Consider the following 24,268-nt stretch of genomic DNA (forward strand, 5'->3'; position numbering starts at 1 on the left):
ATGCAGCTCACCATTGACCTCACCGGCCGCGACGTACTCGTCACGGGATCGGAGAAAACGGCCCGCCAAGCAGTGCGGCGTTACCAGGCGGCCGGCGCCACCGTCTACCGCCTCAGCACCCCTGCCGGGGCACCGGGTGACGGGCCACTGCCGGAGCGTCCCTTCCTGGTGGCAGTTGTGGACGACGGCGGGACCGGCTGGCTGCCGCTGGTTCAGCGGTGCCGCGATGCCGGGGTTCCCGTAGCGTTTGAGCCTGCTCCCGGCGACGAAGGCCAGGTGACCTTGGTGGGCGGCGGCCCTGGTGCCCTGGATCTGCTCACAGTAGGGGCCGTCGACGCCTTGCGGGATGCCGACGTCGTGTTCTACGACCGTCTTGCCCCCTACCAGGAGCTCGCCGACCTGACGTCTGCCGAGCTCGTCGACGTGGGAAAGCAGCCGGGCCACCACAAGGTGACGCAGCGTGATATCGAGAAGCTCATGGTGGAAGCTGCCCTCTTGGGCAAGAACGTGGTCCGGCTCAAGGGCGGTGACCCGTACGTCTTCGGCCGCGGTGGCGAAGAGGTGGCGGCCTGTGTTGCTGCCGGCGTTCCCGTCCGCGTTATTTCCGGTGTCACGAGTGCCATTTCCGTCCCTGCGGCGGCGGGCATTCCGGTGACCCACCGCGAAGTTAGCCACATGTTCACCGTCGTTTCCGGTCATGCTCCGCTCACCGAGAAGGAGCACACCCACTTGGCAGGGCTGGGCGGCACCATCGTTGTGCTCATGGGCATCGGAACCCTGCCACAGCTGGCCGCGGGCCTGCGCCGGGCCGGGATGGTTTCCGACATGCCGATGGCTGTGGTGGAGCGGGGTTACCGCCCGGGCCAACGCACCACCATCGCGGATCTCGGTACGATTGAAACTGCAGCTTCAGGTTGCAGCAACCCGGCCGTGCTGGTCATTGGCGAGGTGGTCAGGGTGGCTGAAGCCAACCGTAATCATGCCGAAGCATCCGCTGAACTGAGCCGGCTCGCGGCTTCGCTCCTTGAAGCCTGAAGGTAGACCCATGACTGTTGAAAGTGTTCTCGAAGCCAAGGACGCCACCGTTTCCCCGGACGTTTCCGAGGCCGCCGAAGCACCATTGGACGGCTTCCGGATCGGCGTCACCTCGCACCGCCGTTCCCGGGACCTCATCGAAGCCCTCGAGCGGCGCGGTGCGAGCGTGCTACATGCGCCCGCCCTCAAGATCGCGCCGGTGCAGGAAGACGTTGTCCTCATTGAGGACACCCGCGCCATCATTGCGGCCAAGCCGGACATCTGCATCGCCACCACCGCCTACGGAATGCGCCGCTGGTGCGAAGCCGCGGATTCCTTTGGCATCGGCGAGCAACTCCTGGAAACGTTGTCCGCTTGCCGCATGTTCGTCCGTGGACCCAAAGCCCGTGGTGCCGTCCGCGCCGCCGGGCTTGCCGACGTCGGAATCAGCAGCGACGAAACCACGGCGACACTGGTGGACATGCTCCTGGCCGAAGGCGTCCGAGGCAAGACCGTAGCCGTGCAGCTCCACGGATACACCGACGTCCGCCAGCTGGAGCGGCTGCGGATGTCCGGCGCCAATGTGCTCACGGTGACTCCGTACCGCTGGGTGAAGCCCGACGGCGAGGACAAGCTGCCCCGACTCATCGAAGCTGTGTGCAGCGGAAACCTGGACGTCCTGACCTTCACCAGCGCCCCTGCCGTGGACGCGATGTGGAGCACAGCACACGAGATGGGCCTCTACCGCCAACTTATTGAGGCACTGAAGGGCCCCGTCACTGTTGCCGCCGTGGGGCCGGTCACCGCCCAGCCACTGGTCGACGCCGGGCTGGCGCCACTCATTCCCGACCGTTACCGCATGGGGGCGCTGATTCGCCTGGTGACGGAGCATTTGTCCCTGAACCACGTGCGCCGGCTGGAAACGAAGTCGGCCACGATCGAGCTGCGCGGACGGTGCCTGCGGATCAACGGCGAAGTAGTGGAACTCGCTCCGGCGCCGCTGCTCCTGCTCCGGGCGCTCCTCGGAGCCGGCGGTGCTGTGTTGTCCCGCGAGGCGCTCTCGGACCTCCTGGATCTCCGTGGTTCCGTGCACGCGTTGGATATGACCGTGAGCCGTCTGCGGTCCTCGCTTCCGGATGGCAAGCTCGTGGAAACCGTGGTGAAGCGGGGATACCGGCTCCGGGCATAGGTGTTCCTGCCTCCCCGCTACGCCGCCTTTACCAACGGAAGCTCGTCCCAGTTGGTGGTGTAGCGGGGACTCAGCATGTCGCGTTTCATGGACCAGTCCGGGCCTCCCCTGATGCCCGCGTGGCCCAGGCCGATGGAGCCACGACCATAGCGCTTGCTGACGTCTTCCAGCAGTGTGCCGATGCCGCGTTCTTCATGGCGGTTCTCGAAGGTTTCCAGTGGTTTCTGGTTGCCGCTGGGCCGTAGGTCCGTGACCATGATCCCGGCTTTCGCGTAACGGACACCTTCCTGGATCCTTGGGATCAGGGCATGCGCAGCTTTGGTCAGCAGCACCGGATCTGCGGTGGGCATGGGAAGCCTGACGTTGACCGTGGGAAAGGATTTGTCGCTGGGGTTGTAGACGGATGTTGCTGCGAAGGCCGTCAACAGCTTTGCTTGAAGATCGTGCTTTGCGAGCCGGGCACTTGCCATCTGGCCGTAGACGCTGAGCACCTGCCGTAATTCGGCCGTCGTCGTGATGGGGGTCGAAAAAGAGCGGGAGAAGATCAACTGGTCCCGCCCGATCCTTTCCTCTTCCATGGGGATGCACGGCGTGCCCTGCAGTTCCAGGACCGTACGCATCATGACGATGGAGAACTTGTCCCGGAGCGCAACAGGATCTGCGCGGAGCAAGTCCAATATCGAGAAGATTCCCATCGCGTTCAGGCGCTTGGTGAGCCTCGTGGCGACTCCCCAGATTTCAATGACGGACAAGCGGGACATGAGGGCTTCGCGCTGTTCCTCGGGAACGGATTCCCACCGGCACACGCCGTTGAAGTCCGGATTGTGCTTGGCCCACTTATTGGCCAACTTGGCGAGGGTCTTGGTAGGCGCAATGCCGACACAGACTGGAACTCCGACATGCCTGCGGCAGGCTTCCTTGATGGTGCGGCCAAGTTCCAGGAGGCTGCCGGGTTCGCCCCTCACTCCGAGGAAGGCCTCGTCGATGGAGTAGACCTCCTGCCAGGCGGAGTACCGTCCCAGCAGCTCCATGACCCGCGAGCTGATGTCTCCGTAAAGCTCGTAGTTGCTGGACAGTGCTACGAGTCCCCACTCCTTGGCTCGTGGCGCCAGCTTGAACCACGGATCTCCCAAACTGATCCCCAGTTTCTTGGCCTCCGGTGATCTGGTGACTGCGCAGCCATCGTTGTTGGACAATACGATCACTGGCTGGCCTTCCAGGGCCGGGTTGAAGGCGCGTTCGGCCGAGGCATAGAAGCAGTTGATATCCACGTGGGCGATCTCCTGCATCCGGTGCATGAGGACTGGTTTGGACATGCGCATCCTTCGCTCGGGCCATAGCAGGCGTGCCGGCATCCCCTTGGATGACACGCCGACTATTCGAACAGATCTTCGAATACATCCACTGTACTGCTACGCCCCGACAAAAAACGCCCCACCCAAGTAGGTCGCAGCAGAGCGCGTTTTGACGGGTCTAAACGCGCTCTACTGCGACTCAGTTGGGTGCAAACTAGGAGTTCGCGGACTCCTTCTTGTGCACCAGGTAGATCGCGCCGGTGGTGACGTCCTCTTCCAAGGCTTCCAGCGTGCGACCACGCGTTTCGGGAACCTGGGTGTAGATGAAGACGAGTGCCAGGATGCCCACCACCCCGAACAGGAAGAACGTGCCGGTGATCCCCACGCCCGCCACGAGGGTCGGGAAGAAAAGACCAAGGAGGGCGTTGGCAATCCACAGGCAGAACACCGAAAGTCCGATGGCGAATCCACGAACATGCAGCGGGAAAATCTCGGACAGCATCACCCAAACGGCGATGTTGAGGAAGGTCTGCATCGACCCCACGAAGGCAACCACCAGGAACAGGATGACGAACGGGCGGGCAGCATTGCCGACCGGGAGGACGATCGAAGCGATGCCGATCAGGAAGTGGCATGCCGTGGTGAGCGTGAAGCCAAGGAGCAGTGTGGTCCGGCGGTTCACACGCTGCATGAGCGAGAGCGCGATAATGCCACCCACGACCGCAATGACGCCCGGTGCGATGTTGGCGATGAGGGCGGCACTCGAGTCGAACCCGGCCTCAACCAACACGGACTGGCCGTAGTACATGATCGAGTTGATGCCGGTGAGCTGCTGGGCCACGCCCAGGCCAATGCCCACCAGGACGATCCGGAGGATCCACTTGTCCTTCAGGGCACCCCACGACGTCGCCTTGGAGGCCTTCTCTTCTTCGGCCAGGTGCTTCACATCGGCCATTTCAGCCTCGGCGCGGTCCTCGGAACGGATCGTCTTGAGGACAGCCAAAGCCTCTTGGTTGCGGCCCTTGGAAATCAACCAACGCGGCGACTCGGGCATCCGCAGCATCCCGAAGAAAAGGGCGATGGCCGGCAGCGCGGCAACGGCAAGCATGATCCGCCAGACTCCCCCGAACTCACCCCAGATGTTGCCAATGATTGCGTTGACGACAAATGCGGCGAGCTGGCCGATGACAATCATCAGTTCATTGCGGCCCGCGAGGGAACCCCGGATTTCATAGGGCGCCAGCTCAGCCAGAAAGACGGGAACCACGGTGGACGCGCCGCCCACAGCAAGGCCGAGGATGACCCGGCCAATAACCATCACCTCGAAGCTCGGCGCAAACACGCAGGCGAGGGTTCCGACGAAGAACAGCATGGCCAGGAGGATGATGGTCTTCCTGCGGCCCCAGCTATCGGACAACCGGCCTCCGCCGACCGCCCCGGCTGCGGCCCCGAACAGCAGCGAGCTGGTGACGATCCCTTCGGTCAGCGGCGTCAGCGCGAGGTCGACCGTCATTGGTCGCAATGCACCGTTGATGACACCAGTGTCGTAGCCGAACAACAGGCCGCCGAACGTGGCTACGAGGGCAACAAGGCCCAGCCGCTTGCGATGGGGGCCGTTGCTCAGCGGAGGAAGCGCGGCGCTGGGGGCGCCATCCCGCTGCATCTGGGTAGCAGACATCAGGACTCCTTTGTCAGGTGTGGTGCGGGTCATACTCACCCGCTCTAAATACAGACTAACGCGCGAAAGGCGTAAATGTAAGGTCAAACTAACAAATGACGAACATTTCCCCTTCGAGGCGTGGGAGGATGAGCTATGGCTCCCGACCGGCAGCAACGCCCCGCGACGCAAAGCGATGTCGCGCGCGAGGTAGGCGTCTCCCGAACACTCGTATCCTTCGCATTCAGGGGCGCCCCCGGCGTCAGCGGCGAAACCAAGCAGGCCATCTTTGACGCCGCCAAGCGTCTGGGCTACCGGCCCAACGCAGTAGCCGCCGATCTGGCACGCAAGCACCGTTCCGCCGTCGGCCTTTACCTGATGGACATCCGCAACGAGGTGTACGCCGACATCCTCAGCGGCGTCAGGATGGCGCTTCCCCACGACCGCAATCGGCTGATCCTCAGCGTTTCCCGGTCCGTCGACGGCGTGGACCAGGGCGCCATTGACTCCCTGATTGAGGCGCGCGTTGGCATCATCATCGCCGCGACGCTACTGGACCCGGACACCGACGTGCGGGAGTTGGCCCAAGTGGTGCCCCTGGTGAGCGTGACCCGCCAGGTGGATGGCGTGGACAGCGTGTATTCCGACGACGACGCGGGCGCCCGGATGGCGACCGAACACCTCCTCGCCCTGGGGCACAAGCGCATCGCCCACTTCGCGGGGCCGGAGTACGAGGGGCACACGGTGCGTCGAAAGAGCTACGAACGCGCCATGAAAGAGGCGGGCCTGGAGCCCCGGGTGGTCACAGCGGAGGACTACACCCAGGAAGCCGGGACGCGCGCGGCTGCCAGCTTACTGGATGCACCGGACCGCCCCACGGCGATTTTCACGCACAACGACCAATTCGCCTTGGGTGTCCGTGAGGCCGCTTACGCCCGCGGGTTGACAGTACCCACGGACCTTTCCCTGGTGGGTTACGACGATTCAAGGATCGCAAGACTGCACGGCATCGACCTCACGTCCGTAGACCTGCACGCCGTTGAGCTCGGCCGGGTTGCAGGCGTCGTAGCCTTGGAGCGCCTCGATCATCCCGATGCTCCCGTCGCGGACAAGCGCCTGACGCCGCAGCTGGTGGTTCGCAACTCCACGGCGCCACCCGCACGTTAGATGTGGTGGAGGCACGTCGTGGCGACGCCCCAGATAGTCAACTCCGACAACGCCGGGACCCTGATGTCCGGATACTTGGGATTGTCCGCTTGAAGAACCACTCCGTCGGACGTGACGCGGAGCCTCTTGATGGTCAACTCACCATCCAGGACAGCCACGACGACGGACCCATCCTTGGGCTCCAACGCCCGGTTAACGATCAACTCGTCACCGTCGCTGATACCCGCCCCTTCCATCGATTGTCCCGTGACCCTTACAACGAAGGTGCTGGTGACGTCCTTGATCAAGTGCTCGTTGAGGTCAATCCGCCCATCGAAGTAGTCCTGGGCAGGCGACGGATACCCCGCTGCCACCGCGACCGGAGCCAGCAGCACCGAAACCAGGGAAAAGCCCGCATCTATCACGCGGGGGCCGACTATCACGCCCACAACACACCTTTATTCGAATATATGTTCGATACTTTAGTGTACAGCGGGCGCCGGACAATTAAGAGCCGCAGCCATTCGGGGTGCAACCACCGCGGCTAACGCAGCATCCGGTAGCGCACGTGGGAGGCGAACCTGCTGTTGCTCACGGCGGTTGGCTCCAGCCTGATATCGCGTACCCCGTCCAAAAGGCGCTCGCCCCCGCCCAGGACGATGGGCGCAGTGTGGAGCCGTAGCTCATCGATCAATCCCGCCGACAAGAACTGCCTCGCAGTCGAAGCACCGCCTGCTATTGCCACATCCTTGCCACCCGCTGCTTCCCTTGCCCGGGACAGGGCAGCCTCAATCCCGTCATTGACGAAATGAAAGGTGGTACCGCCCTGCATCTCCAACGGCTCGCGGACCTGATGGGTCAACACGAAAACCGGAGCGTGGTAGGGCGGCTCTTCACCCCACCAGCCTCGCCAATCCTCAGCCCACGCTCCCGGTCCGGGACCGGCGAACATGTTCCGGCCCATGATGTACGCCCCGGCCTCAAGGATCCCCGCAATCTCGGCCGCGTTCTCTTCCCGCTCTTCGAACTGCCAGCGGTGCAGGTCTTCTCCGCCCTCGCCCAAGGGCTCGGACAGGCTCTGGTTGGGACCGGCGACGAAGCCGTCCAAGGACACAGTGAGATCGCAGGTGACTCGGCTCATGCGCCCATCATGCCACCGCTGTGGCCCTATGCGTGTCGGGCTCCGCGACTTACCTTAAACAGATGGAAGGAGCGGCATGGCACGCGAACAAGAACCCGCATTGGAGCAACTGAACATCCTGGTCGGCGAATGGGAAACCAGCATCCCCAGCGCCCAGACCGGAGGACGGACCACTTTTGAGTGGCTGGAGGGCGGCGGGTTCCTCATCCAGCGCTCCACCGTGGAACGGCCCGAGTATCCCAACGCGGTCAGCATCATCGGTGCCACCGGCTCGGACGGGGCATTCCAGCAGCACTACTTCGATTCACGCGGTGTCGCCAGGATCTACGACATGACGCTCAGGGACAACGTGTGGACCCTCTTCAGGGACGGCCCGGATTGGCCCCAGCGGTTCGTGGGCCGCTTCAGCGAGGACGGCAACACCATCACAGCCCGGCTGGAACGTGGCTCCTACCCTGGCGGACCGTTGGAGCACGACTTCGACATGGTCTACACGCGGATTACTCCACCTCATGGACAGAATCCCGGCCCGGTGGGAACATAAGGGCCATAATCCGCGGAGGCATCGCCCGGCCACACTCGGGTGACTCCAGGTCAGCTCTCGGTTGAGGGGAACGGCCATGGTTCGGCTGGGGAACGCGAACACTGGAAACTCGGGTCCGGGACCCGCTTTTGATCAACCACGCCGCAGCGACGGCATCGAAAAAGTCGACGCCCTGGTGGTGGGCTCCGGATTCGGCGGCTCGGTGGCCGCCCTTCGCTTGGCCCAAGCAGGGCAATCCGTGGTGCTCATGGAGCGAGGCAAACCGTACCCGCCGGGGAGCTTCGCACGGTCGCCGTCGGAGATGGGGCGGAACTTCTGGGACCCGGACCGCGGTTTGTACGGGCTCTTCGACGCGTGGACTTTCCGCGGCACCGAAGGGCTCGTGTCCAGCGGGCTGGGCGGCGGCTCCCTGATCTACGCCAATGTGCTGTTGCGCAAAGATGAAAAATGGTTCGTCAATGAGTCGCCCATTCCCGGCGGCGGCTACGAGAACTGGCCGTTCACCCGAGCCGACCTTGATCCGTATTACAAAGCGGCAGAGGAGATGCTCCGCCCGGTTCCCTATCCGTACAAGGACACGGCAAAGACCCTGGCGATGGAGAAAACAGCAGCCAATCTGGGTCTCGCCATCTCAAGGCCGCCGATTGCCGTCACCTTCGCGGCCGAACGTGACGGCGAACCAAGGACCAACCAACCGCTCCCGTTGCCGGACTATGGCAGCATTCACGGCCCCAACACCGTCCGGACAACGTGCACGCTCAGCGGCGAGTGCGACATCGGCTGCAACGCCGGTGCCAAGAACACCCTGGACCATAACTACATTTCAGCTGCTGCCGCCGTGGGCGCGGACGTCCGGACGTTCCACGATGTGCGGGGTATCAGGCCCTTGGATGGTGGCGGCTATGAGGTCCGCTACGTAGTTCATCGGCCGGAAAACCAGGGCGGCCTGCTGACAGAACAAATCATCCACTGCCGCCGGCTCATCCTGGGCGCGGGCACTTTTGGAACCAACTTCCTGCTGCTACGCAACCGCGGCTCGCTCCCGGCACTCAGCGATGCGCTTGGCACACGCTTCAGCGGCAACGGCGACCTCCTGACGTTCATCATGGACGCCAAGACTCCCCCGACCAACGGCTCCCGTCCCGGCGTGCGGACGCTCACCGGCAGCCGCGGTCCCGTCATCACCACGGCCATCAGGATCCCTGATTTGAATGACGACGACGGCGACGGTCGCGGCTACTACGTGGAGGACGCCGGGTATCCAGCCTTTATCAACTGGCTCATCGAGACAGCCCAGCTCGGAACCACCGTCAAACGCACCGCGAAAGTGGCCGGGCAATTGCTGAAGGACAGGCTGTTCGATGCCGGGCGCTCCAACGTGTCCGCCGACCTTGCCGCAGCGTTGGGTGACGGTCGGTTGTCGTCCAGTTCGGTGCCGCTGCTTGGCATGGGCCGGGACATTCCCGACGGCGTCATGACCCTCCGCGACGGCCGCCTCGCGATTGCGTGGACCATGGCCACCTCCAAGGAGTACTTCGGCCGGGTCCGCGAAACCATGGCCTCGATCGCCAAGGACCTCGACGGCGATTTCATCGACAACCCCCTGTGGTGGGTAAAGCGCGTCATCACTGTCCATCCCATTGGCGGCGCACCATCAGGCCGCCACCCCGGCGAAGCGGTGTGCGATTCCTACGGAGAAGTGTTTGGATACCCGGGCCTGTACGTCGTGGATGGCGCGGCAATGCCGGGTCCGGTGGGGGCCAACCCGTCGCTGACGATTTCCGCTTTCGCCGAACGCGCGTGCGCGCACATTTTGGGTGACGATGGCGGACCCGGACGGCGGGGCATCACCCCTTCCATGGCCGCCCGGACTGGGGCCGCCCTTCCGCGCGACTACGCCGGCGCCGTCGTCGACGTCGGTGCGTCGGCTCCGCGGGCATTGGCACCGGACGCCACGAAAGGCAAGGCCGCCCGCGAGGAAACTCCCGCCGCCCGGGCGGAGGCGAAACCGGAGACTCGCGCCCGGGGCCTGCGTCCCGCAGCAGCAGGCGTTTCGCAAGACGCGACATCCGTACGCTTCACTGAGCAAATGCATGGCTGGTTCAGCCCCGGAGTCACCGATCCGGAAAAGGGCCGGAGCCTGGGCCGGGACCGCAGCCGCAGGATCATGTTCGAACTGACGATCACCGCAGAGGATATTGAGGCCTTCGTCGCTGACCCGAGCCATCCTGCGAAGGCCGATGGCTATGTCCTCGCGGACTATTTCGGGGGCAGGTTGCCGGTGGAGCGCGGCTGGTTCAACCTGTTCGTCGAGGCCACCTCAGATGACGGCAGACCAGCCCGGCGCATGCTGTACCGGCTCTGGCTACGCGATCCGGGTGGAACACCGTTCACGTTCACTGGACACAAACTGATCCACAACGAGGCCGGGCTGGATATCTGGCAGGACACCACTATCCTCTATGCCACGATCCTGCGCGGGCACGTGCCGCCGGAAGCCGGCGAGGTCATCGGCGGGGAGGAGGGAGTGGTGGGTGCAGGCATCCTCTACATCCGTCCGCTCGACTTCGCCAAGCAACTGACCACGTTCCGCGCGGAAGGACCTGCACCCGCCGCGGGTCTTGCTGCCTTCATGAAGTTGTTCGCCGGTGAACTGTGGCAGGTTTACGGCCGGGCGGTCAAGAGGGTGCCGTTCCCGCTTCGCTTCCCTCCGCGGCCGACGGCCCGTCTGGATGCTGTTCCTCCTGAGACCCCGCCTGGGCAATGAAAAGTCGGGAGCTCGCCAAGCAGTGCGCTGTCCTGGGCTTCACTCCCCAGCCTGCGGTCCGGTGGCTCTCGCCCAGGTCCTTGGCGAGGACGGCACTGAAAGTCATGGCCGCAACGGTCTTCGCCGATTTTGGGGACAAACGGGAGCTTGAAGGCAGCTTCCCCTCAGATCCCCTTCGCCTGGACAAGCTCCCGGTCCCGGGCCAACCCGCTCAACCGCCGGTAATGAGCCGCGGCCTGCCGCACCCGGGGGCGCTGGGAAACGGAGCGGCGCTTGAAGAATCCGAAGGAGACCGGCCGGTTCCTCCGGCAGAGCTGTGGCTTGATTTCACCGCAGACCTGGGCGATGGCTTCGACGCCACGTACACCGTCGCCTCGCTCCTGGCCCAGGACAAGCTGACAGTGGAGGGGCTGGAGCTTCCACGGGCCAAAGTCCTCGTCCTGGGTGGTGACGAGGTATATCCCGTGGCCTCCCCCGCGGCATACGAGGACCGGATGGCCGGGCCCTACCGGACGGCGCTGCCAAATCCTGCATTGCGGGGCCCGCATAACGCCCCAAATGCCGGAAATGAAACGCAGAGCAGGCCCCGCAACGAGGTACCGGTCATGCTCGCGCTCCCCGGCAACCACGACTGGTACGACGGCCTCACGTCATTCATCCGGATGTTCACCCGGCAACGGAGCATCGGGGCGTGGCGGACCATACAGACCCGGAGTTACTTCGCGGTCCGCCTCACGGGCGAACCCCCGTCACCCGGACGGGAAGGCACCCCCGGCTGGTGGCTCCTGGGCCTGGACAGCCAACTTGGCCAATACATCGACGAACCGCAGCTGGACTACTTTTACCGGAACGTCACCCTGCAACTGCAACCCGGGGACGCCATCATTCTCTGCGTCGCCGCGCCCTTTTGGGTGGACGCTGCCCCGGTGGACGCGGCTGCCAACCACACAGGACCCAACGAGTTCCGGCAAGTGAACTTCTTCGAACAGGACTACCTACGCCGGCGCTTTGACCCGGCGACGGGGTCGTTTGAGGCCACGGGCGCAAACGTCCGGCTGTGGCTGAGCGGCGACCTCCACCACTACTCCCGCTACGAAGAAACAGTGGGACCCGACCGCCCCGGGCCCGACCCCACCAAGACACAAATGATGACGTGCGGCCTGGGCGGCGCCTACCTCTCGGACGTGCACTGGCTCCCGGAAGACCTCCTCCTGCCACCCCATGCGAGCGCCCCGGGCGGGACCTCCAGCGCGCCCGACCCAGTGAACACAGCAAACCCAGCAAAAGCCCGCCGGTTTACCCGCGCACCATCCACCTACCCCGGCCCGGCAGAGTCACACCTCCTGGGGCCACGGCTCGCCAACCCCTTCTCGCCGTCATGGCTTCCCCTCCGCAACCCCGGATTCGGCCTGTCCTTGGGCACCCTCCACGTGATCGCAGCCTTGACACTGTGGACCCTCCTCAGCGCGTTCCGCGGTGAGTCCTTCGGGAACAGCCTCCGCAGCCTCGCCCAGGGAAACACGCCGCTGCTCGCCGTCGTCCTGATTCTGGCCATGCCGCTCCTGCTCGCGGTCGTCTCCCTGTCCGCCCGGTGGCTCGGTGCAGCCCAGGCGGGAATCGTGGTCTTCACCCGGGGCGCGCTCTACCAGTTGTCCGCGCTCGCGGTGAGTACCGCCGTCGTCATCCTGCTTCCCTGGCCCGAAAACTGGCCGAATTTCCTGACCTTCGTCCTGGCGCTCGCGGTGGTTTACGCTGGCGGCTGGGCGCTCGGCAGCGAGGCTTTCGCGCTCTTCATTCTGACAACTCCCACTGGCGAGGTGTCTTCGTGGAAGATGTCCGGGCAATCGATCGAGGACCACAAGGGCTTCCTCCGCCTCCACCTCGCCGCCGACGGCAACCTCACCGTCTACCCGCTGGTGGTGGACACCATCTGCCGCGACTGGCAGTTTCCAACCAACGACGACGGCGCGCGGCTGGTTCCGGCCTCCGGCCTGCCCGCCGTGCGGCTGCTTGAAAAACCCATCACCATCGCACGGAAGGGAACCGCATCATGATGATCACCCGTGCCGAGCACCGGACCGAGGTCATCCCGTTCCGTGCCCGGGACAACACGCCCCTCAGCCTGGTCCATGTGACCTCGCCGGCGGAGGCCACGAAAGGTCCGGTCCTGTTGGTCCATGGCTCCGGCGTGAGGGCCGAGCTGTTCAGGCCACCTGTCCGGACCACCGTCGTGGACGTCCTGCTGGAGGACGGATGGGATGTGTGGATGCTGAACTGGCGGGCATCCATCGACCTCGACCCCCTGTCCTGGACGCTCGCGGATGCGGCCGTCAACGACCATCCCGCCGCCGTCGAGCATGTGCTCGCAGCCACCGGCGCGGAAACCATGAAAGCCGTCATCCACTGCCAAGGCTCCACATCGTTCACGATGTCAGCTGTTGCCGGGTTGCTTCCCCAGGTGGACACGATCGTCTCCAACGCCGTTTCCCTGCATCCGGTGGTCCCGGCTTTCTCGCGGCTCAAAATCGACTACCTCACGCCCGTAGTCAAAGCCTTCACGCCATACCTGTCCCCCGCGTGGGGCTACAAGTCGCAAGGGTACTTCACGCGTGCCATCCGCGGCCTGGTGAAAGCCACGCACCACGAGTGCGACAACACTGTCTGCAAGATGGTGAGCTTCACGTACGGCAGCGGACGCCCGGCCCTTTGGGCCCATGAAAACCTCGACGACGCCACCCACCAATGGCTCAGCGGCGAGTTCGCAGAAGTTCCCGTGACGTTCTTCGAGGAAATGGGACGCAGCATCAGGGAAGGCCACATGGTGGCTGCCGGGGACCACCCCGAATTGCCGGACAACTTCGTGGCTGAAGCTCCCCGAACTGATGCCCGGTTCGCGTTCATAGCGGGGTTGGACAACCGCTGCTTCCTGCCCGAAAGCCAGCAACGCACCTTCGAGTTCTTCCAGAAGCACCGCCCCGGCAAAGACTCACTTCATCTCATCCCCGGCTACGGCCATCTGGACGTCTTCTTCGGCGACCACGCATGGCAAGACACTTTTCCGGTCATTGTCCAGGAGCTAAACGGAGCACAGGAGCTGAACTCATGAAAACAATCACCGAGCTGGTCGCCCCCGTGCTCAAGCTCATGCCCTCGCCCGTTCCCCGCAGGCAGGAACGGCTCCGTGGCCAGCACGCCCTGGCCGACGGCATCAAGTACACGATGCCCGTCAATTCCGATGATTCACCCGTGCTGATGGCGGCCTTCCCCATCAACAAGAGGGCAGCAGCCGCGGCGCTCCCCGGAACGGAAATGAGGCCATTCAGCCTTGGGGGCAAGGGGCTCCTGGTGGTCACCGTGGTCAACTACAAATCCACTGACATCGGCAAGTACATAGAATACTCGCTGGCCATCGCCATCACCCACGGCAGCAGGCCCGCCCCGCCCATCCTGCCGCTGCTCTTCCAGAAGACATTTAAGCTGGGCCAATTCGTGGTGGACCTTCCCGTCAGTTCCGAGATCTCCGTGAAGGGCGGGAAGGGCATATGGGGCATGCCCAAGCACCAAGCCAACCTGGACTTCGTGGTCACGGACTCCACAGTCTCCGCGCAGTATGACAAGGACGGGCAACTGGGCTGCTACATCGAGATCGAACGCCCGGAACCGTTGGCCCTGCCGCTCAAGCTCGCTGCCTCCAACTACTGCGTCTTCCGCAACATGCTCTGGAAATCGGACATCTACTTCGAGGCCACCGGCGACATCGCCCTCGGATCACAAGCCAAGGCGCGCCTCATCCTTGGTGACGCGCCCGGCGTCGAACCATTGAAGAACCTGCAGGTGGAGAGCAAACCGATCTTCACTGCCTGGCTGCCGCAGGCGCACGGCGTCCTGGACGACCATTACGAGGCCTGGTTCCTGACCGCGCCTTCGGAAGCGGACGCAGCCGCGATCCGCGGCGGCGACATGCTGGACAGCGTAGTAAGCCTCGGGCAGGGGCAAGAGTGGTTGGCACCGCCGGACCGCAGCAGGGTCCGAGGCGCCGCCGTCACTGGCGGTGCCCAATGAACTGGCTCCTCCTCGTCAATGCGCTGTACTTCCTGTTCGGCGCCACCATGTACGTGGGCACCATGTGGGTCCTGAAGCTTTTCCTCTACCCCACGTGGCACGGCCTGTCCCGGGACAACGTGGACACCTACTTCGGCATCCCCACACGTGCCGCCACCAAATTCTTCACGGCGATCGTGCCCATCATGTTCATCTCCGGCGGCATCCTGGTCTGGTCCGAGTGGGGCACCATCCGCCTCATCCCCGCCATCATCTGCCTCGGGGGAATCATCGCCCTCACCTGGGTGGGCCAAGGCATCATCATTCCGATCAATGTGCGTATCCGGGGCGGTGACTTCGCCGACGACACGGAACTCCGCGGCCTGCTCAAACGATGGATGACGCTCAACGACATCCGGTTCTACGTCTCCACGTTGACCTGGGCAGCGATTGTTTGGCTCCTGGTTGACCGGGGGCGACTGTGGGAGGCCTTCGCATGAGCGCGCACCAGCCCGCCCAACCCGCGCACCATGCACGGCAACCCGGGCTGCTGGCCTGGTCCCGCGCCGATCCCCTGCGCGCCATCCTTGCAGCCATCGCCATCATCACCGTGGTGACAGGCGCCGTGCAGGTACCGTTCGGCGGAACCGTCCTGCAGCTGATCGGCGCCGACTCCACGCCGGAAACCCGCCAACTGTTCGGCACAGTAGGCATGTTCATGGTGGTCGTGGGCGGACTGCTCCTGCACACCCTCCTCAATGCAGTCCCGTCGCCCGAGGTGGTCCTGTGGTCCGGCATCCAGAAGGCCGGAGCGTTCGGTGCCGTGGGCATAGGGGTAATGAACGGCGTCTTCGCACCGATCGCCCTGTTGGTCGCGTTCTTCGACCTCGCGACGGCGGTCCTCCTCTTCGTCTATTGGCGCCGCATCAGCCCGGCTGCTGTGGACTTGGGTCCCGTGGGTCCCCAGGGCCGGACCCCATGAAACGCTCACTTGTGCTGGCCGGCGGCGGGATGCGCGTGGCGTGGCAGGCCGGCGTCCTCCGGGCCCTCGCCGAGGAAGGTCTGGAGTTCCAGCACGTCGACGGCACCTCAGGCGGGATCCTCACCGCCGGCATGGTGCTTTCCGGAGTGTCGCCCCAGGAGATGTGCGCACGCTGGTCAGGTGTTGACGTCAAAGACTTCGGCTCGGCGCTCCCGTTCGGTGACTACCTCAAAGGGCCATGGTCGCTGCCGGCCATCGGTGACGCCGAGGGAATCCTGAACAAGGTTTTTCCCGCCTTGGGGATCAACGACGCCGCCATCCGTGGCCGCGCGGCGGAACCGGGCGCCGTCGAAGGTTCCTTCAACGTTGTGGAGTTCACCGAAAAACGATCCCATGCGATAGACGCCACAGCCATCGATGCCGAACTGATGGCCGCCGGCATGTCGCTCCCCATCTTCCTCAGGCCGCTGCGACGCGACGGCAAAGTGTGGACGGACGCTGTCTGGATACGCGACGCCAACATCGCCGAAGCCCTGCGCCGCGGCGCGGACGAAGTGTGGCTCATCTGGTGTATCGGAAACTCGCCCTATTGGGGCGACGGCCCCCTGGAACAGTACGTGCACATGATCGAAATGAGTGCCATGGGTGCCCTCCTTGCGGACTTCGAGGCGGCTGCCGGGGCGGGGCGCGACTTTGTGCTGCATATGGTTCGGCCGGAACATCCGCTGCCGCTGGACCCGGAGTTCTACCTTGGCAGGATCGACGCCGACACACTGATCGGGATGGGCTACCGGGACGCGGTCGCGTACCTGGACTCCATGACGCCGGCGGGCCTTGCCAAGGACCCAGGTGCCACGGCTATGACCGAACCACCGGCCGGAGTGCGTTTCAATGACACCCTCCGTGGAGACATCGGCGCCCATGCACTCACGTTCAGGGCCACGGTAGTGCTGCCCTCCGCCGCCGTGGACGAACCACCGCAGCTCACGGGCTACGTGGAGCACCCCCGGTTCGGTGGCCGCGTCTTCCTGGCCGGGGGCCACGTGGAAACCGGGGGCGCCGACATCACCTATCGGGCGCGGGTGAAGCTCGACGGCGGCTGGCAGGACGTTGCGGTGACCCGCACCTTGCATGACGACCCCGGCCCGGACGCGTGGATGGACTCGCGCCGTGCGCAACTGACGATCGGCGACGCTACGGCAGAACTGACCATGAGCCTGGCCGACGCCGCGGGCCTCCTGGCATCCGTGGAACCCGTGGGTGCGCACGGTTTCGTGGACCGGGCAGACGCCGTGGCGGGGTTCGCTGCCAACGGACTAAGGGAACTGTTACGCCGATACTGACCATGCTGCCGTTGGGTGTTGCCTTGGATGTGACCCACGTTATTACCGCCCGGTAAACACCACGCTACGGATCTACCCGCGATGGCAACAGCAGGGAAACACCCACGAAAAACCGGCCCCCTACGCTGAAGACCAACAGCACCAACAGGTCTTCCAGCGAAAGGACCCACCATGTCCACAGCACCCCTCCACGTCGTCATCGCAGGTGCAGGCCCGGCCGCGCAGGCCCTGGTGCGGCGCCTCACGGGTAACTCTGCGCCCCGCCACGCATTGCGGCCGTTCGCCGGCACCATCACCGTGCTCAGCAACCGTGACGAGTGCCCGGAAGCGCTCCTGGAACTGGCCGAACTGCCCCAGGTGTCGGTCCGCTTTGGTCAGGCAGCCAGCTTCATCGACCCCCATGCCCGCATCGTCACCACCGTGGATGGTTTGGACTTCACCTACGACCAACTCGTCATCGCCACCGGCTCAACCCCCGCGCTGCCACCGGTTACGGGCTCCACCTTCGGACTGAACTACTCCACGATCGACGACGCCGGCGCCATCGGCGAAGCTGTGAAGGACGCCACCCGCGTGGTCGGCCGCCGCCCCCTTGGAATCCTTGTGGGTACCGGCCCTGCCGCCGGACAAGCCGAGGCCGTGCTCCGCGCACGCGGCGTCCGCCCGGTGCGCACCACGCTGCGTCCGTCCGCCGTCGTGCCGTCCATTGCCGGCTCTGCACTGCCTGCAACGGGGATCCTCTTCGAGGATGGCAGCAGCATGAACGGCGACCTTGTGGTCCTGGCCGAAGAGCGGACGGCGTGCAGCGAACTCGCCGAAAGTGCCGGCCTCGTCAAATCTCCCGACGGCGGTATTGCGGTCGGGCGGGACCTTGCGACTTCCGTCCCGGGCATCTGGGCAATAGGCGACGCGGCATCCTGCGACGGTCTTCGCCTGGGACTGCTGCTCTCCGCTGAATCCTCCGCGATGCTGTGCGCCTCGGGGCTGCTGGCTGCGGCCGTCGCCGGGTCTGCTGCCGCGGCGCACCAAGCTCACGTCGCCGCGTGATTTTTCCTACCGGTTCCGGCCCGCGGCCGGCTTCCGCCCATGTGGCAAGATGGTCCTTTGACGGGCAGTGACAACCCTGCGGCCATCGGGCCGGCCACGCCCGGCACGGAAGGATCCCATGAGCAACCAAGCCGGCATCGCCTCCTACATCGACCACACCCTGTTGAAGCCCGAGGCCAGCGAGGCTGACGTCCTGAAGGTGTGCGCCGAGGCCATCGAGTACAAATTCAAATCCGTCTGCGTCAATCCGATCTGGGTCAAAACCGTCACCAAGGCGCTCAAAGGATCCGGCGTACTGACGTGCTCGGTTGTTGGGTTCCCGCTCGGAGCCACTCCCAGCGATGTCAAGGCGTTCGAGGCGCGCGGCGCCGTGCTTGACGGCGCTGACGAGGTCGACATGGTCATCAACATTGCTTCTGCCCGCGCCAATGACAAGGGCGCCCTGGTGGAGGACATCACCGCCGTCGCGGAGGCCGTCCACAACGGCGAGGCCATCCTGAAGGTCATCATCGAAACCTCGATGCTGACCGATGAGCAAAAGGTGACCGCTTGTGAAGCCGCGGTGGAAGCCGGTGCTGACTTCGTCAAAACCTCCACGGGTTTCAACGGCGGCGGCGCAACCGCCGAGGACATTGCCCTCATGCGCAAGACGGTGGGTCCGGACCTGGGCGTCAAGGCATCCGGCGGAGTGCGGTCCCTCGCTGATGCACAGGCTATGATTGCTGCTGGTGCAACACGTATCGGAGCGAGCTCCGGGATTGCCATCGTCAAGGGTGAACAAGGTTCATCCGGCTACTGAGGCTCCCGGAAGCCGCCGCGGAATTTGAGCCCTGCGGGGCCGAGGAGGAATGAATGTCCAAGAACACTGCCCCGATTGAAAAAGAGAACAACCTGGGCACCAGCATTGTCCTGTTCCTGGTGATCATCGTCCTGTTCCTCGGTGCGATTTACTCGCTGTCCTTCCTGACGCTGGACAACCCGTGGCCGATGGCCGTGTGCTTGGGCCTCTTTGCCCTGGCCTTCTGGATCCCTCAGACCATCCTCGGGCGTTCAGACTCGGCAGGCGAAAGCTAAAACCCCACAGCACTCCTCGCAGTGGTGGGAGCATAAGGCCCGGGCGGAATGGCCCGGGCCTTTTTCAGCGCTAACGTTCCTGCGGCTGCCGGTTCAGTCGGTAACGAAATAGGTCTCCGCCCTGACAGGTATTTCGCCACCGGGAAACAGGGCGTCTGCTTGGGTTGCATATTCCCGTATCCGTGAAGGCTTGGATACGATGCCTTTCTCCCACGTCCAAGGCTGGAAGCCTCGCCGTTCCAACAGCGCCGTGTCCGGTGGCGACGCGAGATCATAAGGAAAGTCCGAGTACAGCACGACGCTGTCCGGATGCGCTGATCCTGCCTCACGCGTTATGAGGTGGTCGACGTGCTTCCCCACTCCCACCGGACAGAAGAGCAGTTCCGCCTCGGTTCGCGCCATGAGCCCGGCAACTTTGTTCCGGAGCTCGTCAATGAGCGCATGGTCGCCCGCTGCCACTCTTCCCAAGGCGATATCGAACCGGTACGTCGGGTAGCGGTGTGTTAGCTCGGGAGGCAGCTTGTTCCATGCCCTTTCGACGAACCGGATGGGTTTGCGTTTCCGGAACGGTTCACGCTTGCGGAAGAGGGCATCCACGGCTCCCAGATGGAGGTGCTGGACACCCATGCCGTCCAGCACTGCCCGGTCCTCGGCTTGGCGGGCTTCGAAGAGTTGTCCGGCCTTGCTGATGCCGCACTGACCGAGGAACGAGCGTGCTGCGCGGGTGTGCGGCACCGTGCTTGCCTCGGTGAAGAGGGTGACCACGGTGATTTGGCGCCTTTGTGCCTCGGCTTCCATGAGCGCGCCGCAGGACAGCACCGCATCATCAAGGTGGGGCGACAGGACCAGCCAAGGCGCATCTCCTGCCATGGAACGTTCGATACGTGTTTGCTGTTGCATCCAAGCCCTTTCTGCGATGCTGTTCTGTCAGCTTGTTGTGGTAAGTGAGGTCAAGGCCGCGCGGTACGCCTCGGCCTGAGCGTCGGCGAGTGCATCCCAGTTGTAGCCTGCTGCGAAACGTCTTCCTTCCTCTGCCACGGCTTCCAGGCCGGGTTGTGCGTACCTGCGGGATATTTCATCCGCGAACGCCACGACGTCGAAGGGTTCGACAAGCCAACCGACGCCCGCTGGGATGATCTCCCTCAGGCAGGCGATGTCGAAGGCAATCACCGGTGTCCCTGTAGCCAGGGCATCGATGGCTACGAGTCCGAAGGTCTCGTGCCGGGAAGGCACCACCACCAGCCGGGCATCGCTGAGGGCCCGGAACTTTTCGTCCCCGGACAGCCACCCGAGCAGCTGGACACGCTCAGAAAGGCCGGCATCATCGACGTGTGCACGCAGTCTCGCTTCATCCGGGCCTGTGCCGGCGATGAGGAGTCTCCCCTCCACCTGGTTACAGCAGCGTGCCCATGCCCCTATAAGGAGGTCCAGGCCTTTGTGTCCGTATTCCAGACGCCCGATGAAAAGGACGTCCCGTCCCCGGCGCGGCTCTTGGTTCCAGGCTGCGGGATCAACGCCGTTCCCGATGACGTCCACATGGACGGCCGGATTCAGTGTCTTCAGGTTGTCTCCGATTCCGTGGGACACTGCGATGAGTCTTCGGTGCTTCCGGACGCCCCATCGTTCCACCCAATGCAGTGGCAGTTTGTACTGCCGGGCTTTATCCCTGGCATGAAGCCATTGGACAACGCCAAGAGTGGGGCGCTTGGTCCAGAGCGGTGCGGCCATGGTGGAAAACGGGGCAAAGAAATCTTCCACCACCAGATCTGCCGTTGCCCGGCGCTGCCGCACTTCGAAGGGGAGCCGCAGCACATATTCCACGAGCCGCAAGAACCTGTTTCGCCCGTCACCAAAGCCGATCGGCACGTAGCGCACACCGTCCTGGATCCGTTCCTGCCACCCCGGATAGCGGGTGGTCAGCACCGTGATGTCGAAGCCTTGTGCAGCAAGGCGCCGGTTGATTTCATGGGTTCGTACGGATCCACCGCCTGCCCCAGGCATACGGGGGTCCTCGAAGCCCAGATGCAGAACTCTCATCATTACCTTTCCGTTCCGTAGCCCTTTGAGGGCACCCCTACGTTTGCCAGGGCAGCCGCATCAAGAACCGCAGGATCCACGTACCAAATGGTGGTTTCGCCATTGGTTGGCCCCGGGCTGGTGACCATGGGTGTTGCGTGCGCCTCCAACCAGGCGAGCATTGTGGGGTTGGCGTACCCGTAACCCTGCCTCGTGGGCTTCGATTGGGTGAGGATGTAACTCACGCCGTTCTGTTTCATCAAAGGCGCAGACGGCCAGATGCCAAAGCGGGGATCATGCATGTAGGCGAAATGTCCGGTGCTGTTCGTGACGCTGATCCGTGCGTTTGGAGGCAGGTTGGCCTGCACCCAGTCATTGGCCCTGACAAACCCGTCATCAAGCGTCAAGGCTGTGCGGAATCCGAGCAGCACGGTCAACACCACGTAGCACACGCTGATGACGGCCAGCTTGCGGCGGCCCCGCGGATACCTCTCCCGAAGCTCCGTGATCACCAGGACCGAACAAATGGCCCCGACCACCATGACGCCGTACCCGTACTGCTCCTCAAACGTGCCGAACAACGCGCTGTACATTCCCGCCGCGCCGAGCGCCAGGCCAGCCAACCCGATGAGGCGCCGCCCGGCGTGATGGCTGAAGCACAAAAGCAATCCGACCACCGGGCACAAGCCCAGGAGGAGATAGCTCGTACCGAAGTTCCCCACCTGTTCGATGAGCCGGGACACAATGCTCGGTGACCCCTCCGCGGTGAAACCGGTGGTCTTCTCCACACCGGACATACGCACCAGGCCGTGGCTCTTGGCCCATGCCCAACCGGGCAAATGTCCATGGAGGGACACCACCAGCAGGTAGACCGCGTACGGCAGAAAGCCAAAGCCCGTGACTGCAAGGGCTTTGTGCCATGGGAGCGTCTTCTTCCACATGGCGGCCGCGAAGACGGGAGCCACGGTGCAGATAAAGAAGAAATCCTTGCACAGGATGGAGTACCCCAGCAGCAGCCCGACCGTGGCCAGGCGCCGGAAGGAGCGAAGCGGGCTTGCCGGTTCCCTCACATCCACCAGCAGCAAGAGGCCGGCGAGCGCCGGCACCATGGCCGATGTCTCCAAGAAGGCGTGGCTGTTGTTGCGCAGCACGAACGGCTCGAAGGACAGAACCGCAGCTGCGAACCATCCGGCTGTAATGGTCGCCAATTGGCGCACCAACAGGAAACCCAAGCCCACTGTGACTGCACCGAGGACGGCGTTGAGCCAGCGCAGCTGGATCGTCACGTCGATGATGTCCCCTGAGATCCCGAAGGCATTGATCACGGCTGCTTCCAGCAGGAAGTAGCCGGGTGGGTGGAGGAAAAACGGCCCATCCGGCAGCGTTGGGAATTCGCCGTTACTCAAGGATTCTCCGAGCCTGACGTACAGCATTTCGTCGACCCACAGCTCAAAGCCCCGCTCAAGGCCCACAGCACGAATGCCGAACCCGACAGCAACCACCACGATGAAGGCAGCAGGGGCGCTCGAATGGAGGCGGCTTCCCAACCAGGCAAGACGACTCTTCCACGGTGTGGGTGGCTTGGACCGACGGCCCGACCGCCTGACCGCGGTGCCGGCCCGCCGCCGTCGTGATGGCCGGAAATCATTCCTGGTGGGCAGCAACCCCCGCTGATGGGCAAGGACTGCTGTTCCGGTGGCTGCGGCCAGCAGGAACCACACAACAGGCTGTAGTTGAGCGGCCACGGCCAACACCACCACCAGGGCCACAACACCGGCCACCCATATAGAGCTTCCTTTCCACGGTCCCGTTACGGCAAGGACCCGTCGGGCTATCACCGCGAGCACGAACGCCGCAGCCACGGCTCCGATGGCGCCGCCAATCCCCATGCCCCGCACGGCATCCACTCGCCAACCCGCCCACAAGCCACCCAACACCAGAAGGCAAGCGATGGCGAGGCCGAGCTGGCAGCGGCGGTAAGCGCGGAGAGCCAAAAGGATAGTGGCGAGAACCATGAGGACGGCATAACCCAGGCCACCCGCCGCCAGCCATGGCAGTAGCTCGAGGGATCCGTGATACCTCTGCGGAACAATGAGGCCCGCCAGCATCGGGGGTGCCGTGGCGATGACGGAGAAGGCCACTATCGCGAGCTGCCCGAAGGAAGTGAACGTGGCGCCAAGGACTTGAGCTACGTGGGCGCCCGGACTGCGGAGCAGCGGAAACGCCACCAAAGCCGATCCGGCGGCCACGTAGACGGGTCCCTTGGCGATGGTGGCCAACGCCTGGAAGCCCGCTGCGTCTACAGATCCCCCGTCCAGGAAGCCAGCCACCACGACATCGATGCCTACGAGTACGGACACCACGCAAAGGACCAAAGCGACATCGCTGGTCTCCGCCCAACGCCACTTCTGCCGAAGGACCCCGGGACGCCACTGCAGGTCGCGATAGAAGGACACCGGTGCTACGAGGAGTACCAAGGCGCCCACAACGAAGCCCGCCACTCCGCCCGCTGCACCCCAAGCCATGGCTATGACCACCAAGCTGAACACGAATCGCAGAACCACCTCGCCGACGTTGGCCAGGGCGTACCACGTGAACTTCAATTCCCCCTGCAGCCATCCTGCAGGTGCAGTCGCCATAAAGATGGCAAAAGCACCCAACGCGACAGCCGCCGCCAGTTCCGGCGTGGCCATTGCAAGCGTCAGTCCCCCTGTTACCAGTGCCGCCGCCAGGCCTGCCATGCCTGAGACGAAAGCCGAAAACGCCATGCCGTCCCGACGCTCCTCCGACCCCGCCGGATGAACAGCGACGACATGGGAGAGCGGCAGAGGAACGAGCGCGGAAGCGACAATGCCGACAATTCCCAGCAACATCGACGCAGCGGCAAACCGGGTGTAATCGGAAGTTCCCAACATGTTGGCCATGAGGAGTGTGCAGACATAGCTCACCGCCCCTACCAGCCCGGCGGAAATGGCCAGAAAGCCACTGTTTGCCGCCACTTGGGTTCCTTGG

The 24,268-nt window shown here is 64.1% G+C and carries 21 protein-coding genes; 14 read left to right on the forward strand and 7 right to left on the reverse strand.

All coding sequences use genetic code 11. The features are described 5' to 3' along the window. A complete protein-coding gene (cobA, locus tag AB0N65_RS13220) occupies positions 1 to 1,035 on the forward strand; it encodes a uroporphyrinogen-III C-methyltransferase (RefSeq protein WP_364162051.1) in 1,035 nt (344 codons plus the stop codon). A gap of 10 nt (positions 1,036 to 1,045) precedes the next feature. After that, on the forward strand, positions 1,046 to 2,203 hold the full coding sequence (locus AB0N65_RS13225; protein WP_364162054.1) for a uroporphyrinogen-III synthase: 1,158 nt from the start codon (positions 1,046 to 1,048) through the stop codon (positions 2,201 to 2,203). Between the two features lie 17 nt (positions 2,204 to 2,220). Here AB0N65_RS13225 and AB0N65_RS13230 read toward each other — a convergent pair whose 3' ends face one another. After that, on the reverse strand, positions 2,221 to 3,519 hold the full coding sequence (locus AB0N65_RS13230; RefSeq protein WP_364162057.1) for a Y-family DNA polymerase: 1,299 nt from the start codon (positions 3,517 to 3,519) through the stop codon (positions 2,221 to 2,223). A gap of 193 nt (positions 3,520 to 3,712) precedes the next feature. Continuing rightward, positions 3,713 to 5,176: a sugar porter family MFS transporter gene (locus tag AB0N65_RS13235; protein WP_364162060.1), complete on the reverse strand. Its 1,464-nt coding sequence runs from the start codon at positions 5,174 to 5,176 to the stop codon at positions 3,713 to 3,715. A 135-nt stretch (positions 5,177 to 5,311) separates the two neighbouring features. On the opposite strand from AB0N65_RS13235, the gene AB0N65_RS13240 reads away from it, so the two are divergent. Beyond that, a complete protein-coding gene (locus AB0N65_RS13240) occupies positions 5,312 to 6,322 on the forward strand; it encodes a LacI family DNA-binding transcriptional regulator (RefSeq protein ID WP_364162063.1) in 1,011 nt (336 codons plus the stop codon). On the opposite strand, the gene AB0N65_RS13245 is transcribed toward AB0N65_RS13240, so the two are convergent. Next, positions 6,319 to 6,750, reverse strand: a complete 432-nt coding sequence (locus tag AB0N65_RS13245) for a S24 family peptidase (protein ID WP_364162066.1) — start codon at positions 6,748 to 6,750, stop codon at positions 6,319 to 6,321. The two genes, AB0N65_RS13240 and AB0N65_RS13245, sit on opposite strands and share 4 nt — an antisense overlap. Before the next feature lie 95 nt (positions 6,751 to 6,845). Further along, a complete protein-coding gene (locus tag AB0N65_RS13250; RefSeq protein ID WP_364162069.1) occupies positions 6,846 to 7,442 on the reverse strand; it encodes a dihydrofolate reductase family protein in 597 nt (198 codons plus the stop codon). A 76-nt stretch (positions 7,443 to 7,518) separates the two neighbouring features. Here AB0N65_RS13250 and AB0N65_RS13255 point away from each other — a divergent pair, with 76 nt between their 5' ends. From AB0N65_RS13255 to AB0N65_RS13305, 11 genes are all read left to right on the forward strand, one after another. Then, on the forward strand, positions 7,519 to 7,986 hold the full coding sequence (locus tag AB0N65_RS13255) for a hypothetical protein (RefSeq protein ID WP_364162072.1): 468 nt from the start codon (positions 7,519 to 7,521) through the stop codon (positions 7,984 to 7,986). 76 nt (positions 7,987 to 8,062) lie between these two features. Beyond that, positions 8,063 to 10,753: a GMC oxidoreductase gene (locus tag AB0N65_RS13260; protein ID WP_364162075.1), complete on the forward strand. Its 2,691-nt coding sequence runs from the start codon at positions 8,063 to 8,065 to the stop codon at positions 10,751 to 10,753. Beyond that, entirely contained in the window at positions 10,750 to 12,807 is a 2,058-nt protein-coding gene (locus AB0N65_RS13265) for a hypothetical protein (RefSeq protein WP_364162078.1), read from the forward strand. Before AB0N65_RS13260 ends, AB0N65_RS13265 begins: the two co-directional genes overlap by 4 nt. Continuing rightward, the gene (locus tag AB0N65_RS13270) at positions 12,804 to 13,859 is read left to right on the forward strand and encodes an esterase (RefSeq protein WP_364162081.1); all 1,056 of its coding nucleotides are present in this window, start codon (positions 12,804 to 12,806) and stop codon (positions 13,857 to 13,859) included. The genes AB0N65_RS13265 and AB0N65_RS13270 overlap by 4 nt, the downstream gene beginning before the upstream one ends. Then, positions 13,856 to 14,815, forward strand: coding sequence for an acetoacetate decarboxylase family protein (locus tag AB0N65_RS13275; protein WP_364162084.1), 960 nt, complete (start codon positions 13,856 to 13,858; stop codon positions 14,813 to 14,815). The genes AB0N65_RS13270 and AB0N65_RS13275 overlap by 4 nt, the downstream gene beginning before the upstream one ends. Further along, positions 14,812 to 15,294: a hypothetical protein gene (locus AB0N65_RS13280; protein ID WP_364162087.1), complete on the forward strand. Its 483-nt coding sequence runs from the start codon at positions 14,812 to 14,814 to the stop codon at positions 15,292 to 15,294. The genes AB0N65_RS13275 and AB0N65_RS13280 overlap by 4 nt, the downstream gene beginning before the upstream one ends. Then, the gene (locus AB0N65_RS13285) at positions 15,291 to 15,776 is read left to right on the forward strand and encodes a hypothetical protein (protein WP_364162090.1); all 486 of its coding nucleotides are present in this window, start codon (positions 15,291 to 15,293) and stop codon (positions 15,774 to 15,776) included. Before AB0N65_RS13280 ends, AB0N65_RS13285 begins: the two co-directional genes overlap by 4 nt. Beyond that, positions 15,773 to 17,119, forward strand: a complete 1,347-nt coding sequence (locus AB0N65_RS13290; RefSeq protein WP_364162093.1) for a patatin-like phospholipase family protein — start codon at positions 15,773 to 15,775, stop codon at positions 17,117 to 17,119. The genes AB0N65_RS13285 and AB0N65_RS13290 overlap by 4 nt, the downstream gene beginning before the upstream one ends. 171 nt (positions 17,120 to 17,290) lie before the next feature. Then, a complete protein-coding gene (locus AB0N65_RS13295) occupies positions 17,291 to 18,166 on the forward strand; it encodes an FAD-dependent oxidoreductase (RefSeq protein ID WP_364162096.1) in 876 nt (291 codons plus the stop codon). 118 nt (positions 18,167 to 18,284) lie between these two features. Next, positions 18,285 to 18,965 carry a deoxyribose-phosphate aldolase gene (deoC, locus tag AB0N65_RS13300; protein WP_364162099.1) on the forward strand — a complete coding sequence of 227 codons (681 nt, stop codon included), beginning with the start codon at positions 18,285 to 18,287 and terminating at the stop codon, positions 18,963 to 18,965. A gap of 53 nt (positions 18,966 to 19,018) precedes the next feature. After that, positions 19,019 to 19,240 carry a hypothetical protein gene (locus AB0N65_RS13305; RefSeq protein WP_201434580.1) on the forward strand — a complete coding sequence of 74 codons (222 nt, stop codon included), beginning with the start codon at positions 19,019 to 19,021 and terminating at the stop codon, positions 19,238 to 19,240. A 93-nt stretch (positions 19,241 to 19,333) separates the two neighbouring features. On the opposite strand, the gene AB0N65_RS13310 is transcribed toward AB0N65_RS13305, so the two are convergent. The 3 genes from AB0N65_RS13310 to AB0N65_RS13320 are packed head-to-tail and all read right to left on the reverse strand — an operon-like array spanning position 19,334 to position 24,255. Beyond that, positions 19,334 to 20,140: a PIG-L family deacetylase gene (locus AB0N65_RS13310; RefSeq protein WP_364162103.1), complete on the reverse strand. Its 807-nt coding sequence runs from the start codon at positions 20,138 to 20,140 to the stop codon at positions 19,334 to 19,336. 27 nt (positions 20,141 to 20,167) lie between these two features. Next, entirely contained in the window at positions 20,168 to 21,280 is a 1,113-nt protein-coding gene (locus AB0N65_RS13315; RefSeq protein ID WP_364162106.1) for a glycosyltransferase family 4 protein, read from the reverse strand. Continuing rightward, positions 21,280 to 24,255, reverse strand: coding sequence for an oligosaccharide flippase family protein (locus AB0N65_RS13320; protein WP_364162109.1), 2,976 nt, complete (start codon positions 24,253 to 24,255; stop codon positions 21,280 to 21,282). The genes AB0N65_RS13315 and AB0N65_RS13320 overlap by 1 nt, the downstream gene beginning before the upstream one ends. Between the last annotated feature and the right edge of the window lie 13 nt (positions 24,256 to 24,268).

Source organism: Paenarthrobacter sp. NPDC089322 (genome assembly GCF_040684895.1).
Lineage (GTDB): Bacteria > Actinomycetota > Actinomycetes > Actinomycetales > Micrococcaceae > Arthrobacter.

Excerpts from the sequence above, each read along its gene's own strand:
- AB0N65_RS13305 (WP_201434580.1), top strand. The coding sequence starts at position 19,019 with ATGTCCAAGAACACTGCCCCGATTGAAAAAGAGAACAACCTGGGCACC.
- AB0N65_RS13315 (WP_364162106.1), bottom strand. The coding sequence starts at position 21,280 with ATGATGAGAGTTCTGCATCTGGGCTTCGAGGACCCCCGTATGCCTGGG.
- cobA (WP_364162051.1), top strand. The coding sequence starts at position 1 with ATGCAGCTCACCATTGACCTCACCGGCCGCGACGTACTCGTCACGGGA.
- AB0N65_RS13290 (WP_364162093.1), top strand. The coding sequence starts at position 15,773 with ATGAAACGCTCACTTGTGCTGGCCGGCGGCGGGATGCGCGTGGCGTGG.
- AB0N65_RS13225 (WP_364162054.1), top strand. The coding sequence starts at position 1,046 with ATGACTGTTGAAAGTGTTCTCGAAGCCAAGGACGCCACCGTTTCCCCG.
- AB0N65_RS13265 (WP_364162078.1), top strand. The coding sequence starts at position 10,750 with ATGAAAAGTCGGGAGCTCGCCAAGCAGTGCGCTGTCCTGGGCTTCACT.
- AB0N65_RS13285 (WP_364162090.1), top strand. The coding sequence starts at position 15,291 with ATGAGCGCGCACCAGCCCGCCCAACCCGCGCACCATGCACGGCAACCC.
- AB0N65_RS13295 (WP_364162096.1), top strand. The coding sequence starts at position 17,291 with ATGTCCACAGCACCCCTCCACGTCGTCATCGCAGGTGCAGGCCCGGCC.
- AB0N65_RS13280 (WP_364162087.1), top strand. The coding sequence starts at position 14,812 with ATGAACTGGCTCCTCCTCGTCAATGCGCTGTACTTCCTGTTCGGCGCC.
- AB0N65_RS13310 (WP_364162103.1), bottom strand. The coding sequence starts at position 20,140 with ATGCAACAGCAAACACGTATCGAACGTTCCATGGCAGGAGATGCGCCT.
- AB0N65_RS13260 (WP_364162075.1), top strand. The coding sequence starts at position 8,063 with ATGGTTCGGCTGGGGAACGCGAACACTGGAAACTCGGGTCCGGGACCC.
- AB0N65_RS13240 (WP_364162063.1), top strand. The coding sequence starts at position 5,312 with ATGGCTCCCGACCGGCAGCAACGCCCCGCGACGCAAAGCGATGTCGCG.
- AB0N65_RS13235 (WP_364162060.1), bottom strand. The coding sequence starts at position 5,176 with ATGTCTGCTACCCAGATGCAGCGGGATGGCGCCCCCAGCGCCGCGCTT.
- AB0N65_RS13230 (WP_364162057.1), bottom strand. The coding sequence starts at position 3,519 with ATGTCCAAACCAGTCCTCATGCACCGGATGCAGGAGATCGCCCACGTG.
- deoC (WP_364162099.1), top strand. The coding sequence starts at position 18,285 with ATGAGCAACCAAGCCGGCATCGCCTCCTACATCGACCACACCCTGTTG.
- AB0N65_RS13275 (WP_364162084.1), top strand. The coding sequence starts at position 13,856 with ATGAAAACAATCACCGAGCTGGTCGCCCCCGTGCTCAAGCTCATGCCC.
- AB0N65_RS13255 (WP_364162072.1), top strand. The coding sequence starts at position 7,519 with ATGGCACGCGAACAAGAACCCGCATTGGAGCAACTGAACATCCTGGTC.
- AB0N65_RS13250 (WP_364162069.1), bottom strand. The coding sequence starts at position 7,442 with ATGAGCCGAGTCACCTGCGATCTCACTGTGTCCTTGGACGGCTTCGTC.
- AB0N65_RS13270 (WP_364162081.1), top strand. The coding sequence starts at position 12,804 with ATGATGATCACCCGTGCCGAGCACCGGACCGAGGTCATCCCGTTCCGT.